At 54.2% G+C, this 13,609-nt stretch carries 13 protein-coding genes and 2 pseudogenes; 12 read left to right on the top strand and 3 right to left on the bottom strand.

Going from position 1 to position 13,609, the window contains the following annotated elements:
- Window positions 1-28: 28 nt before the first annotated feature.
- From HYN69_RS18350 to tnpC (HYN69_RS18310), 10 genes are all read left to right on the top strand, one after another.
- On the top strand, window positions 29-892 hold the full coding sequence (locus HYN69_RS18350; RefSeq protein ID WP_159082546.1) for a glycosyltransferase family 2 protein: 864 nt from the start codon (window positions 29-31) through the stop codon (window positions 890-892).
- Window positions 882-2,177, top strand: a complete 1,296-nt coding sequence (locus tag HYN69_RS20705; RefSeq protein ID WP_159082545.1) for an O-antigen ligase family protein — start codon at window positions 882-884, stop codon at window positions 2,175-2,177. The genes HYN69_RS18350 and HYN69_RS20705 overlap by 11 nt, the downstream gene beginning before the upstream one ends.
- A complete protein-coding gene (locus HYN69_RS18345; RefSeq protein ID WP_108437371.1) occupies window positions 2,178-2,939 on the top strand; it encodes an SDR family NAD(P)-dependent oxidoreductase in 762 nt (253 codons plus the stop codon). It abuts the gene before it with no gap.
- Complete coding sequence (locus HYN69_RS18340; protein ID WP_108437370.1) at window positions 2,936-3,355, top strand: adenylyltransferase/cytidyltransferase family protein; 420 nt, start codon at window positions 2,936-2,938, stop codon at window positions 3,353-3,355. Before HYN69_RS18345 ends, HYN69_RS18340 begins: the two co-directional genes overlap by 4 nt.
- A 244-nt stretch (window positions 3,356-3,599) precedes the next feature.
- Entirely contained in the window at window positions 3,600-4,241 is a 642-nt protein-coding gene (locus HYN69_RS18335; RefSeq protein ID WP_159082544.1) for a LicD family protein, read from the top strand.
- Window positions 4,242-4,386: 145 nt separating this feature from the next.
- Entirely contained in the window at window positions 4,387-5,622 is a 1,236-nt protein-coding gene (locus HYN69_RS20700) for a hypothetical protein (RefSeq protein WP_216824707.1), read from the top strand.
- A gap of 90 nt (window positions 5,623-5,712) precedes the next feature.
- Window positions 5,713-6,645 carry an IS5 family transposase gene (locus HYN69_RS18325; protein ID WP_108437367.1) on the top strand — a complete coding sequence of 311 codons (933 nt, stop codon included), beginning with the start codon at window positions 5,713-5,715 and terminating at the stop codon, window positions 6,643-6,645.
- 175 nt (window positions 6,646-6,820) lie between these two features.
- Window positions 6,821-7,195, top strand: coding sequence for a transposase (locus HYN69_RS18320; protein WP_108434425.1), 375 nt, complete (start codon window positions 6,821-6,823; stop codon window positions 7,193-7,195).
- A gap of 26 nt (window positions 7,196-7,221) precedes the next feature.
- Window positions 7,222-7,545 carry an IS66 family insertion sequence element accessory protein TnpB gene (gene tnpB / locus HYN69_RS18315; RefSeq protein WP_108437002.1) on the top strand — a complete coding sequence of 108 codons (324 nt, stop codon included), beginning with the start codon at window positions 7,222-7,224 and terminating at the stop codon, window positions 7,543-7,545.
- Between the two features lie 79 nt (window positions 7,546-7,624).
- Complete coding sequence (gene tnpC / locus HYN69_RS18310) at window positions 7,625-9,163, top strand: IS66 family transposase (protein ID WP_108434424.1); 1,539 nt, start codon at window positions 7,625-7,627, stop codon at window positions 9,161-9,163.
- 98 nt (window positions 9,164-9,261) lie between these two features.
- Here tnpC (HYN69_RS18310) and HYN69_RS18305 read toward each other — a convergent pair.
- The 3 genes and pseudogenes from HYN69_RS18305 to HYN69_RS18295 all read right to left on the bottom strand — a co-directional run.
- Window positions 9,262-9,423, bottom strand: a pseudogene (locus tag HYN69_RS18305) (IS3 family transposase); the annotation flags it as partial.
- 39 nt (window positions 9,424-9,462) lie between these two features.
- Window positions 9,463-10,705 (bottom strand): annotated as a pseudogene (tnpC, locus tag HYN69_RS18300) (IS66 family transposase); the annotation flags it as partial.
- Between the two features lie 275 nt (window positions 10,706-10,980).
- Window positions 10,981-11,886: a tyrosine-type recombinase/integrase gene (locus HYN69_RS18295; RefSeq protein WP_108437366.1), complete on the bottom strand. Its 906-nt coding sequence runs from the start codon at window positions 11,884-11,886 to the stop codon at window positions 10,981-10,983.
- A 433-nt stretch (window positions 11,887-12,319) separates the two neighbouring features.
- Here HYN69_RS18295 and HYN69_RS20695 point away from each other — a divergent pair, with 433 nt between their 5' ends.
- Window positions 12,320-13,015 carry a hypothetical protein gene (locus HYN69_RS20695; RefSeq protein ID WP_159082542.1) on the top strand — a complete coding sequence of 232 codons (696 nt, stop codon included), beginning with the start codon at window positions 12,320-12,322 and terminating at the stop codon, window positions 13,013-13,015.
- Window positions 13,012-13,596, top strand: a complete 585-nt coding sequence (locus HYN69_RS20690) for a hypothetical protein (protein WP_159082541.1) — start codon at window positions 13,012-13,014, stop codon at window positions 13,594-13,596. The genes HYN69_RS20695 and HYN69_RS20690 overlap by 4 nt, the downstream gene beginning before the upstream one ends.
- Window positions 13,597-13,609 lie beyond the last annotated feature (13 nt).

Raw genomic sequence — 13,609 nt, 5'->3', positions numbered from 1 at the left:
CGAAGGAACTAACGATATCTTCCTGAACGTGCGGAAGTTCAGCACCGCTCGTTTAGGTGCTAACGGTCGCCATCCGGTGAAGCATAAAGAAAGGCAACAAAGCGGTATGCGTCCTGAAGCGATAATCGATCCACTATTCTCGATAGTTACAGTTGTTCTCAACAATAAAGAAGGCCTGATCCGCACTGCGCAAAGCATCGAGAGACAGAACAGCTCCTTGTACGAGTGGGTAGTTATCGACGGTGGATCGACCGATGGAACTCTCGAAGTATTGGAAGCATATTCCAAAATCACAAGCGTTAAAGTTTCCGAGCCAGACAAAGGCATTTATGACGCTATGAACAAAGGTTTAAACTTATGTACTGGTAGCTTCGTAGTGTTTTTAAATGCTGACGACCAACTTGTTTCAGACGCGCTCCAATCAATCTTTGAAATGGTTCCAGACATTTCAGATCTCGACGTTGCGATGCTATTTTGCGAAGTAAATCTTCTCTTACCAGATGGGAAAGTACGTCACCGCTCTGTCCTCGATCCCGAAAGACACCTGTGGCATCGCATGCCCACGTCTCATCAAGCGATTTTTTTTGAGCGACAGACCCATTTGAGATTTCAATATTCGGCAAGATTTCCAGTCAGTGCGGACTATGCCACGGTAGCTGAAATTTACGCTGCTTCAGTAAAGGAAAGGGCTGCCCTCTCATTGCCCATTGTGGTTTCGGAAACGCCCATAGGTGGTAACTCTTTCTCAAGCTCAAACTGGCGGAAGTTACTGACTGACCATTGGCGGATACAGACAGAAATCTTGCAGGTGGGCCTCTCTTGGAGGCTTCTAAGCATAGCGCGAAAGCTAGCAATAACTGGTTATTTGCGAGCATTATCCTATGTTCGCTAATGGCTACAAATCACAACAAAACAAACTTGACGGGAATAAGAACACTGCCGGTCTTCTAGCAACATGGACGGCGGCAACAGGTTGTATTTTCTCCAATTTTACCATAGGTGAAATTGCGGGCTTTGATGTTAATGCGGCATTTATAGCTCTGCTTGGCATACTTATTATTTCGCTATGGAGAGGTTTGGCTGTATCCAGAGCATCGATCTATCTCTTTACGTTAATTTTTGTCTTTGCTTGTATAAAGAGCATCGGGACAAACAACACACCTGAAACAACTAAGTCACTTCTACAAATTCTTCTAATGAGCGTTGTGCTAATAGTAAGTGCTCCCTGGAAGAGACGTCTATTCGTTCACGAGCGCTTTGCGCAAATATTTATTGCTGGCATGACAGCGCATGCACTCCTTCTGATTGTTCAGTTCATAGCGATGAATCACTTTGGAACCTTCGCATGGCAGAATCCATTTGGCGAGTTCTCACCAGTCGGACCACAAGGAGAACTCTTCTCCCAAATCGGTGCGTACATGCCAGATCCAAGCGCAACGATTAAGCGACCGAACGGCTTTTATTCAGAACCATCAGTTGCAGCGATGTACAGTTTGTTTGCGCTTGCAATCTGCCTTTCCAGTCAAAAAACTGCTCCACTTTGGAAAGTCAGTGCAGTCGTTATACTATCGCTGAGCATAATCTGTACCTTCTCACTCTCGGGCTGGCTGTCACTTTCTTTTGTAACACTTACAGTCACCATGGTTTCGATCAGACGCCATAAAGTACTTTTTGTAATCGGGCTTGCAGCGCTCATTGTTATCATAGGTTTTCTTCTACTCCAAGCTAGCACCACCTATCTTTTCTCACGACTGCAAAACTTTGGTGCAAATGATCCTGCAATCTATATTCGCCTCTACGGCCCCATCCAGTTAGTGGCTGATGTGGTCTCAGAAAGCATTATTGGCCTTCCCGTTAACGATCCTACCGAGCTAATTGGTCGATATTACCTAGTTGACTGGCAAGGCCGAAATTTTACTACCATAGATAATTTTTATATTTGGATCTTGGTGTATTTTGGAATCCCAGGTGCAGCCCTTATCTTAGCATCCATTGTGAAGGTTGGACGTCTTCTTAGAAAAGAAGGCCTACCCGTAATACCTTTGGTCGTCGTAATGCTTTTTGCGTTTGCTACTGGGGGCGGATACAGTTCCGCGTTCGTTCTGCCGCTTGTCATTGCACTTGGATGGTGCGCGCCGTTTCAGTTGAATGAAAAGAAGAGTATCAATCGAACCTAAATGGGGGATCCGACCTTGCCGAGAAACGCAATTGTAATTGGTGGGACAAAGGGACTTGGACTAGCGATCGCTGAGAAGTTAGCTGTTGACGGAAACTATAAAAGAGTTGTGGCCTGCGGAAGATCGAAGATTGATCCGTCTTTTTCCAAAAGAGCCTCGCTGCACGAAGTGGAATTAAGGCACGTCGATGTTACTGATCGAACATGGATTCATGACTTTGATGTCTCAGGATTCGACACAGTCATATATTGTGCTGGATTTGGGAAGCTCAAGCCCTTTAGCGAAGTACCGGAAGACGAGCTTTACAATCTTGCTCAAGTGAATGCTCTCAGCCTTACGCAACTCATTAGAAAGTGTAGTTTGCACTTAGCTGGGCCCAATGATTTTAAATTCGTCGCCATAACAAGCATCTCGTCATTAGTAGTTTCACCGCTATTTGCAGCTTATGCTGCGGCAAAAGCATTTGCTCACAGCTACATAGAAAGCGTCAATGTCGAATTAGAAATGAGCGGGAGTAAAAATTTAATCTTAGAGGTTATCCCTGGCTACATTGAAGCCACCTCGTTCTATGGGGGGCCAACGAAGATTGAGGCGCTTGGAGACTATGCCATTCAGATTATTTCCGCGATGAAGCGTGGGGATCGTCGTATCATTTTGGATTACGAAAAAACCTACCGGGGTGTTTTAGATCGTTATGCTAAAGACCCGAAATCGTTTGGGCAGGAAAGCTACAACTACAAGATGGAGCGCATGAAATCATGACCGTTATAGGGTATCTGAGCGGAACATTTGACCTTTTTCATGTTGGTCATCTCAATATAATTAAGCAGGCACGGACAAATTGCGATCATTTGGTTGTCGGTGTCCATGAAAGCGGAGCGTGGAAAGGTAAGCCAACCTTCATTCCCTTTGATGAGCGGATTGAGATTGTACGATCAGTGAAATTTGTAGATCGTGCTGTAAAGTCAACTCCCCACGACACTGAAATATGGCACGAAATCAGGTATAACAAACTGTTTGTCGGAAGCGACTACTTCGGCTCTGAGCGCTTCAAGAGGTATGAAGAGTTTTTTATGGATAAGGGTGTTAGCGTTGTATATTTTCCTTACACACAAACAACGAGCAGTTCTCAGATCCGTGCATTGGTCAATGGGACGATCGAGCACGGATTTGACTGATCAAGTGGCCAGTGAGAAAAATGTACAGCAGATGCAGATAAAAATGCTTAAATTATAGCCTTGGTTATAATCGCAGAAGACAGCAGTGGGCGGAACAACCGTTCGCAAGGGAAGATAGTGCATTGACAATCGGCTTATGATGTTGCTTTTTTCATCAACCTGCCAGACAAGCGTCTTGGAACAGAAGTAAAGCTAGATGCGTTGTTTATCTTTATTTGCAATCCGCTCCAGGCTGAGAGAAAAAATGAGTACACAATTTGTCGAAACTGATAACGGTAGGTACTCCTTCGAAAAGGTGGCTCTCTACCATGGGCGAGGGAAAATTGACCGTGAGATTTCGTTCGAGAATTTGTGCCTGGCTAAGCGCGTCCTCGACCGGCATGAATTAAAGTTCGGACTGATCTTTGGAACGCTTTTGGGAGTTGTTCGCGAGGGAAACTTCATTGAGTGGGACGAAGACGTTGATATATATATGATGTATGAGGATCGAAAAAGACTATTTAATGCACTGTGGGATTTGCGCAGCGCTGGTCTAGAACTCGTGCGCTATGAGAATGGACTCTGCTCACTGATGCGCCGCAATGACTACATAGACATTTACTTATTTAAGCGCGTTGGATTTTTTCGAAAATGTGGCCCGGATTCTATCAAAGAAAAATATCTAAAATTCAAGCACACGGTTAATTTCAACGGCGTAAGTTTTTTTGTGCCTGACGACGCGGAGACTTTGCTTTGCGAACTGTATGGACTCGATTGGCGGACTCCGAAGCGAAACTCACCAGCTAAAGCGCACGGCCCTATCCGTTCAGCCGTGCACTTTTTGAAGCGAAATTTTCCGATTTTAGCAATCCCTCTAATATACATAAAGAAGATCTTGAAATTGTGAGTAATTGCTATGCCCCCTGCGACAGACTTGCTAATGCGGAATTTGTATTTGAGAAATCCATCCAGCGGCTTGGAAATATTCTCCCCCGTGAACCCTCAATTCGATTAGGGTGGGTGGTTTGACATTGCGTGGACGTCACCTTAGTGTGTTTTCTCTTAATCTGGTTGCGCGGTCACTTGGGTTTGCGCGTGATGGCCTTGCGGCTTTGACATTAGGGACACCACAGTTACTCGATACATTTTTTGGATTAGTGCGCTTATTTACAAGTCATTGGTCGTCACTGGCAGACTTTGCATGCTTAAATTGGGTTTTTGCAAATCGTAACGGCGAGAGAGAGATTGCACGCATTGGCGACGTCGCGATCATTATTTCTTTATTTGGGATCATTGCCTCCATTGCTGCAGGTCCACTCGTATCTTTCGTCGTGGGGCCTGATGGCAATAGAATACTCCCTGGTTTTCTATATGTATTTTGGAGCTTAACTGTTGTTTTCGCAGGGTTCATGGTTGCCTATTCTTCGATCTTCCTGAGAGAGGCGAATTCGCTTGCAGTGGTGATTGTGAACGTAGTTTTTTGCTTCTATTTGCTACTTATTTTTCTAATAAGTGTAGATGACTATCATAAGCTATTTATTCCTTTAATGTTTTTGCCTCCAGTCACCGTTGCAGCAGGTTCACTGCTTTTAATTGGCCTTTACGGCCGTCGCTTGTGTTTGGATTGGGAACCGTCAGCGCGCAGGATTCGCAGTTTTTTTGCGATTCTCATGCAGGCTTTGGCGCAGCAGGTGGCTCCCCTCCTTGCGCACGCGGCGGCACTGTCAATTCCAGGCTTAGCCGCCTTGATTTACCTGTTTGAGCGCTTTGTTTTGTTCGTACCTCTGTTACTGCTTTCCATTACGTTGTCACATTTTTTATATGATTTCTCGGAAGCAAAGAAAAGTGGCGATTTGTCAATAGCCCAGGGCGTGGTCCGGAGGCAGCTACGCTTTAACTTGATTTTCGGAACCAGTGGTGGGCTTGTGTCGCTATTTTTGATATGGATCGGGATATTTTTCTTGCCAGATAGCTTCATTTCCTCTGATAGCGGACTAACTCGATTTTATTGTTATTTTGTTTCTGGCTTGATGGCCTTTACGGCAGTCCTTTGGTCAATTGAGATGATCGCACTAAGAGCTTTATCGATACTTGATAGACAATTTATAACAGTTTTCGGGTCCGTGTTTGTTGCGCTGGTATTTTTGATGGTAAGCTGGGTTTTTGACTTCTACGCAATTTCAGCACTTATTTCAGTTCCAATTCTATGGTGCGGACCGTTAGTGATGCGAACATTTCTGTTTTCAGGGCTACTACTTTTTAACTTCAGGATTGAGCGCTCGATTTAACGTAGAAGATTATTGAATTCTCCGAAGGGCTCTGTTGCACAAATCCTGTCAGGGATTCATCTCGTGAATCCAGCGTGATAGCTGGAGGCCATGAGCAGACCGAACACACCGACCTACAAGACGCTGAACTGGCCCGCGTATAACAAGGCGCTCAAGCGTCGCGGATCGTTGGCGATCTGGTTCGATCCTGAGATGGTTTGGGCGGCGAAGCCCACCGGCAAGCGCGGGCGACAGCCCGTCTACAGCGACGCCGCCGTCCAGACCTGCCTGACGATAAAGGTGCTGTTCGGCTTGGCGCTGCGGCAAACGACCGGGTTCATGGAGAGCCTGCTTTGCCTTATCGGTCTGGACTGGGATGTGCCCGACTTCAGCACCCTGAGCCGTCGCCAGACGACCCTTGCCGTCAACATTCCGCATCGGGGGTCGCAGGGTCCGCTGCATCTTTTGATCGACAGCACCGGGATCAAGGTGGAGGGTGAAGGCGAGTGGAACGCGCGCAAGCATGGCGGTCCCAAGCGCCGCGTCTGGCGCAAGATTCACATCGGGATCGATGAGCAAACGTTGGAGATCAGGGCGGTTGAGGTCACCAGCAGCGACACAGGCGACGCGCCCATGTTGCCGGAGTTGCTCTGCCAGATCCCTCCCGATCAGCAGATCGCAAGCGTCACAGCCGACGGGGCCTACGACACGCGCAAGTGCCACGACGCCATCGCCGAACGCGGGGCCCATGCCGTGATCACGCCCCGCAAGAACGCCAAGCCGTGGAAGGCGATCACGGCAGGCGCGGTCGCGCGCAACGAAGCACTGCGGGCATCGAAATACCTGGGCCGTGCGCTCTGGCGACGATGGAGCGGATATCACCGCCGAAGCCGCGCAGAAACGAAAATGCACTGCGTCAAACTCCTGGGTCAACGCCTCATGGCGCGGGACTTCGACCGCCAGGTCGCGGAGTTCCAGATTCGTGTTGCCGTGCTGAACGACTACACCGCGCTCGGCATCCCCGTCACGAAAGTCGCAGGATAGCTCTGTCCGGGGACAGGGAAAGTCCGGACGCCAGCCAATTTGTGCAACAGAGCCTCTCCGAAGAACCGTAAGCGCTGTGCCGACCCCACCTTCCTGCTGAATCCGTAAGCTGCGATGCGCCCTCGTGTGGAGATTTGCACGGGAGGTGTCAGTGGGAGTCCATCGGGAGCGCAGTATGGAGGCCGTCGGCTTTGTGGAGCTGCTGGCAGCACCGGCAGCCAAGCGGCGGTGGTCTGACGAGGCGAAGGGCCGGATGGTGGCGGAGACGCTGGTGCCTGGTGTCACGGTGAATGAGGTGGCGGGTCGGCATGGGGTGAAGGCCAACCACCTGTCTTCGTGGCGGACGCTTGCGCGGCAGGGCAAGCTGGTCGTGCCAGAGGTAACGGGAGCCGAGTTCGCCGCGCCGGTGGCGACGGCGCAGGCAGTGGACACGCCTGTTTCAACTGCGTCGATTGATCTGTTGATCGGCCCTGTGACGATACGGCTGGATGTTGCCACACCTGCGGCACGGCTCGCGGAACTGATCATGGCATTGCGGGCTTTCCCGTGATCTTCCCGTCGAACCGGGTGCGGATCATGGTGGCGACGAAGCCCATCGACTTCCGCAAGGGCCACGACAGCCTGGCCGCGATGGTGAAGAATGAGCTGCGCAAGGACCCGTTCACCGGGACAGTCTTCGTGTTCCGCGCGAAGAAGGCGGACCGGTTGAAGCTCTTGTATTGGGACGGCACCGGTCTGGTGATGGCCTACAAGCGGCTGGAAGAACACAGCTTCACCTGGCCCGCCGTTAAGGACGGGGTCATGATGCTGAACCATGCGCAGTTCGAGGCGCTGTTTGCGGGGCTCGATTGGCGGCGCGTTCGGGCCGTCGCGGCGAAGGCTCCCAAAGCCGTGGAATGACCGGTTCTGCCCTGCGGCAGGATGACTCATCGTGCTCTTTCCGGAGGCATAGCCCATGGTGGTTTGGTAAACATCAGCCATGCCAGAGACCGCTGATCTGCTTGAAGAAATTGCTGCGCTGAAGGCGATGCTGATTGCCGCGGACGCACGTGACAAGCGCAAGGACGAGCGCATCGCACGGCTAGAAAAGCTGGTCGCGGCCTTCAAGCAGGCGGTCTTCGGCCGTAAATCGGAAAAGGGCGATCCGGACCAGTTCGAACTGGCGCTGGAAGATCTGGAAACGGCCATGGCCGTGATCCATGCCGAAGAGGATGCCGCGGATCGGGCCGCCAAGCGCCCCGCCAAACCGCGTGCCGCCAATCGTGGATTGCTGCCAAAGCACCTGCCGCGCATCGAGGAGATCATCGAGCCGGACAGCCTGACCTGCGCTTGCGGTGGCTGCCTGCATTGCATCGGCGAGGATGTGTCGGAACGGCTCGACATCGTGCCCGCCCAGTTCCGTGTCATCGTCACCCGCCGACCCAAATATGCCTGCCGGTCCTGCACCGATGGCGTGGTTCAGGCGGCTGCCCCCGCGCGGCTGATCCCGGGCGGCATGCCGACCGAAGCCACGGTCGCCCATGTGCTGGTCAGCAAGTATGCCGACCACCTGCCGCTTTACCGGCAGGCCCAGATCTACAGCCGCCAAGGCGTCGATCTCGACCGCTCCACCCTTGCCGATTGGGTGGGTCGCGCCGCCTTCGAACTCCGCCCCGTCCATGACGCGCTGATGGCGGACCTGAAGCGGTCAACCAAGCTCTTCATGGACGAGACCCGCGCCCCGGTTCTCGATCCGGGGGCCAGAAAGACCAAGACCGGATACTTCTGGGCCTTGGCCCGCGATGACAGGCCGTGGGGCGGCACGTCACCACCGGGCGTGGTCTTCACCTTTGCCCCAGGTCGGGGCGGGCAACATGCTGAGCGGATATTGAAGGGTTTTGGGGGTATTCTCCAAGTCGACGGCTATGCCGGATACAACCGCTTGATCGCAGCGGACCGGATCGGTCCGGGCATTCAGCTCGCATATTGCTGGGCGCACGCACGCCGCAAGTTGATCGAGATCACCCGCAGCGGACCCGCGCCGATTGCCGAGGACGGCGTGGCTCTCATCCGCGAGCTTTATGCCATAGAGGCCGAGATCCGCGGCACTGCCCCCGCGACCCGGCTGGCCATCCGGCAGGACCGCTCCGCCCCGATCCTCGCCCGCCTCGACGACTGGCTGGCCTACCACCGCGCCCGCGCCTCCGCAAAGTCGCCCTTGGGCGAAGCACTTGCCTACATCGCCAAATACCGCGACGGCCTTGGCCGCTTCCTGACTGATGGCCGCGTCGAGATCGACAACAACACCGTCGAACGCACCATTCGCCCCATCGCCCTGAACCGAAAGAACGCCCTCTTTGCTGGCCACGACGCCGGGGCTGAGAACTGGGCCGTCATCGCCTCGCTCATCGAAACCTGCAAGATGAACGCGATCGACCCACACGTCTGGCTCGCAAACACGCTTACCGCCATCGTCAAAGGCCACAAACAAAGCCAGATCGGCGACCTGCTCCCATGGAATTACGCCGTCATGGTGTGATCGGCACAGCGCTTACGAAGAACCAGACATCGGCTGAGTTACGATCTAGGCTTAGGACTTGGGTAACTGAGCTGCTGCCGGTTTCGTGTACACCCGGGTTAAGCTAGCATAGCGCGGGCCTCGAACTCCATGGGGCTCAGGTAGCCCAGTTTCGATTGCTGTCTGCGCGGGTTGTAGAACCGTTCGATGTAGTCGAAGACGTCGGCGCGTGCCTCGTCTCGGGTGCAGTAGACCTTCCGTGCGGTCCGTTCGGTCGTAAGCAGTCGCTGTGGACCACGGACTGCTTTTCTTGACGGCGTGAAGTTCCACGGCAGCAGATCGTCGAGGCGGCTTTGCGGATGGCCGTTGGCGAAGGCGGTCAGGGTGGCCTTGAGATAGGCGATGGGCTCGATCCATTGATCTTGCAGGTTTCGATCAGCGAGGCGATGCGGCCCCAGGCGACGACACCTTCATCGTGACCGGCGAAGAAGGCGTTTTTGCGATTAAGGGCGATGGGGCGGATCAGGTTTTCCACCCTGTTGGAGTCGATCTCGACACGTCCGTCTGTCAGGAAGGTTTGCAACCCTTCCCAGTGGTTATGGATGTATGTGAGCTTTTCACCCAGCCGGGATTTCGGCGATATCTTGCGGCGTTGCGCCTACATCCAATCACCGAAGTCGGCCACCAGTGGCAAAGTGCGGGCCTGTCGGGCCGAGAGGCGCTGACCGGGCGCGATGCCGCGGATGTCGGCCTCGACGGCATAGAACTCGGCGATGCGACGCAGCCCTTCTGCCGCGATCTCGGAACCGTCGCGGTCGAAGACTTCCTTGAGTTTGCGCCGGGCATGCGCCCAGCAATGCGCCACCCGAACGGGCGCGCCACCCTTGCGGGAAGGCTTGGTCAGTCGGTTATAGCCAGTATAGCCATCCACCTGCAGGATGCCATCGAAGCCGGTGAGGAAGGTTTCGGCATTCTCGCCCGCGCGGCCGGGGGCGTAGAAGTAGACCACGCCGGGCGGATCCTCGCCGCCCCATGACCGGTCATCGCGCGCCAACGCCCAGAGGTATCCGGTCTTTGTCCTCCCGCGCCCCGGGTCCAGCACCGGGGCTGTCGTTTCGTCCATGAACAGCTTACCTGATCGCTTCAGGTGGTCAGCGAGCCGGTCTACCACCGGCTTCAAATGGAACGCGGCCTTGCCGACCCAGTCGGCCAGCACGGCGCGGTGCAGATCAAGACCCGCCCGCGACAGGATCTGGCTCTGGTGATACAAAGGCAGATGGTCCGCATACTTGCTGACCAGCACATGGTTGAGCGTCGCATCGGTCGGCAGGCCGCCATGATCAGGTGAGAGAGCGCTGGCGCTTGGGTCACCCCGTCGGTGCAGATCCGGCAGGAATACTTCGGACGGACGGTCACGACCACGCGCAACTGGGCGGGAACGATGTCCAGCCGCTCGCTGCGGTCTTCGCCGATCTTGCGCATGACACCACAACCTCAAGGACAAATCAGGCTGGCAGGTTCGATGATCTCTTCGATCCGCGGCAGCGCGGCCGGCAGATTGCCGACCGCCAGCTAGCCAGAAAAGATTGCTCATCGCCACCCCGTAATTTCGGGACCTTGAATCACTCAACCACGGAAGCTTCAAGCAGATCAATGGGTCCTGACCCTTCTGTATCTGCGTTCTGCTAAACTGGCCCCGTCACCGGCCCCGGCCAGGGCCGATGGCGGGGTGGTGCGCGACGTCTGACCCTTGTGGCGAGACCACGATTTCTAGCCTGTCGAGCGGTCCTGAAACGTGCGGCCGCCTGCCAGGAAAGTCAGCGTTTCACCTTTTCACTTCATCCCTCCCAGACGTTGTGCTCAGAATGCTCCAGATACCTTGCTAGGACGTTTACCGACTTCCACCCCCCTGCTCGCATGATCGCAATCGCGTCATGCCCCATCACCAGCAGGTCCTGCGCTGCACCTACCCGCATCGAATGACCACTGAAGGCATCAACAGTGGCCGGCTCATGTCCAGCATCTCGTGCAGCTTCCTTGATCAGTCGTTTGACGAAGGTCGCTTCCAGCGAACGATCGATCGCCTTGCCTTGATAAATGGCGCAGAAGAGCGGACCGATATCGGGACCACGCCATTCCAACCAGCGGGCGACTTCGTCGGCGGTCCGGCGTGAGGTGAAAGAAATGCGACCCATCCCAAAGGGGTCAGCCTTACTCCTGCGGATCGTAACTCGCAGGGTGCTATCGGCGCGAAATTGCACATCTGCCGTTTGCAACGCTACGAGTTCGGAACGACGGGTTAGCAGATCGTAGCCGAGCGACAACATGGCACGGTTTCGCCAGCCCCAAGGCGTGTCTGGCTGCACCGCTAGAAACTGTGCGAGGTATTCCGATGTCAAACCTTTGGCTTGTTTCGGTCGGCACAGCGTTCTGCGCTTGATCCGCCGGATCGTGATGTTTACCGCCTCGTCCAAGGTCGGATCTGGAAGGCGCAGAAGACGATGGACTTTTCGGATGGCATAGAGTCTGCGTCGCACAGTAGCGGGCGAGGAGGAAAGGCCATTGCCTTCCAGATAGTTGCAAAGATCATCGGTCGAGATCGGAAAAGCGGAAACCCCTGTCCCATTGCACCACGTTTCAAAATGCTGGACGTCGGCAAAGTAGGCGCGCAATGTGGATGGTGCAAACGCCCCTTCGAGCCTTTCGAAATGCGTGCGCCAACTCGAGGTGATATCATGTTTCATACGCACTAAATTGATCTAATTGGTATCATAATGCAAGATGTCATCGCAGCTCTTCAGCTTCGCGCTGCTCGAGCAGTACTCGGATATTCTGTAGCCCACGTTGCGGAAATGACGTCCATAGGTACCGCCACTCTCAAACGTTACGAAGCAACCGAGGGCGTTCCGAAGGCAAGAAAAGGCCACCTCCTTACACTCAAAAGCTTCTATGAGCGGTCAGGCATCGAGTTCATAGGCTCCCCTGAGGATGGACCTGGCATTAGAGTTCGCGCTCCGGACTAGGCCACGACTTTCAGTTTCTTCTTTCCTGCAAGTGGTCGGAGTTCACCAAAGAAAGTTTCAGGGAGTGCTAGCATCGCTTTCAGGAGGCTAGCCAAAACGCGCAAAGCCGTTCAGAGCTTCACCGCAGGCGCTTGTGTTTTACAAGCGACCGCCTTTGAGCTATATATTGTGCTGTTTGGCGACTTGGTATCAGGATTTTGATATGTCCGGCAATCTATCTTACCCAACTCCTGCCGCCTTTGGGCTTGCGTCCTTTCGTGATCTCCTGCCGAAGCGTGCCGCTCTCCCTGGTGAGCCGGCCGCGTTGTTCGCTCCATTTCGGGAACAACTTCTTGCGTCGCTCGAGCCCGCCTCGCCCTACGAATGCGTGCTTGCAGACGGTATTGTCGAGCTGGAGTGGGAGCTTCAACAGCACCGCAGGATGCGCGACGAGGCCATCAGGAAATCATTGGTCGGCCTTATTCGAGATGCATGGAGAAAGGTGCTGGGCCAACGTCACGAAGCTGTCCTGGACGCGGAATGGGAGGAATGGATCGAGGCCGGCAAGAAAGAAGCAGATTTTGTGCAAAGGCCGATCGATCGGGAACAAGCCGATTTCGAGGCCTTGCAAATGTCGCAGCGCGCAGTTGCAGATGATGTCGAAGTTGCCGCTGCGGCACACGCTGAATGCACTGCGGCGGGGATTTCTTTGATCAGCCTGCTTTCTGACGCGCACACGGGCCACAAGCCTGAATATCGGTTCCACGAGGATAAACTCGTCGACCTTGAGAACCGTCGCAGGCGGTTGATGACCGATTACCGCGGCCTTCAGGACAATCGCGCCATGAGCGCACGCGTGGTGTCGAAGTGACGACGCTGAGGCAGATCGAAGCCAATCGCCGGAACGCTCGAAAGAGCACCGGACCTCGAACGGGCGACGGTGTGATTAACTCTTCCCGCAACGCGCTGCGCCACGGCCTTACGAAGCCACCAAATGCGACCGATGTCGCGATGTGGCTGTCCGTCATTCTTGGTGAATCCGAGTTACCAAGTCCCTCCGAGATCGACAACGATCCGCGCCTTCGACTTGCACTTCGATTGGCCGTCGCTGAAGCGCGCATGGCCCAACGGCGCGAAGTCCTGAACATGCAGGAAGCAGATGCCCAAGCTGCGCGCCTTGCCGATGCAGCGGATACTCGCGAAGTCTGGGGAAGGGTGGCAGATCCATCTGCATCACTCTCCGAAGTGGCGGCCGCGCTCGATGCCTTCTTAGGGGCGGCACAAGATAATGGCCTGTCGAAGCGCTATGTTAAGGAAGCCGAGGGATCCCTGCGCCTTGCCCGAAAGGCATGGATTTTCGCAGAGCGGGAGCGATTGGTAGGCTCGGCGATAAGGCAGACAGAACGGCAGAGAAGCAGTACGAAGGAACTCAGGACGAATAGGGAAGCCTAGGAAGGCAGCAAAA

It is taken from the genome of Gemmobacter aquarius, from assembly GCF_003060865.1.
Taxonomy (GTDB): domain Bacteria; phylum Pseudomonadota; class Alphaproteobacteria; order Rhodobacterales; family Rhodobacteraceae; genus Paragemmobacter; species Paragemmobacter aquarius.
The sequence above is the reverse complement of the archived record's forward strand: the minus strand, read 5'-3'. Positions and strand labels throughout refer to the sequence as shown.

Bases quoted from the DNA above. Each gene is read 5' to 3' on its own strand.
- tnpC (WP_108434424.1), top strand. From the start codon at position 7,625: ATGCCAGAGACCGCTGATCTGCTTGAAGAAATTGCTGCGCTGAAGGCG.
- HYN69_RS18345 (WP_108437371.1), top strand. From the start codon at position 2,178: ATGGGGGATCCGACCTTGCCGAGAAACGCAATTGTAATTGGTGGGACA.
- HYN69_RS18335 (WP_159082544.1), top strand. From the start codon at position 3,600: ATGAGTACACAATTTGTCGAAACTGATAACGGTAGGTACTCCTTCGAA.
- HYN69_RS18320 (WP_108434425.1), top strand. From the start codon at position 6,821: ATGGAGGCCGTCGGCTTTGTGGAGCTGCTGGCAGCACCGGCAGCCAAG.
- HYN69_RS18340 (WP_108437370.1), top strand. From the start codon at position 2,936: ATGACCGTTATAGGGTATCTGAGCGGAACATTTGACCTTTTTCATGTT.
- HYN69_RS18295 (WP_108437366.1), bottom strand. From the start codon at position 11,886: ATGAAACATGATATCACCTCGAGTTGGCGCACGCATTTCGAAAGGCTC.
- HYN69_RS20705 (WP_159082545.1), top strand. From the start codon at position 882: ATGTTCGCTAATGGCTACAAATCACAACAAAACAAACTTGACGGGAAT.
- tnpB (WP_108437002.1), top strand. From the start codon at position 7,222: ATGGTGGCGACGAAGCCCATCGACTTCCGCAAGGGCCACGACAGCCTG.
- HYN69_RS18325 (WP_108437367.1), top strand. From the start codon at position 5,713: ATGAGCAGACCGAACACACCGACCTACAAGACGCTGAACTGGCCCGCG.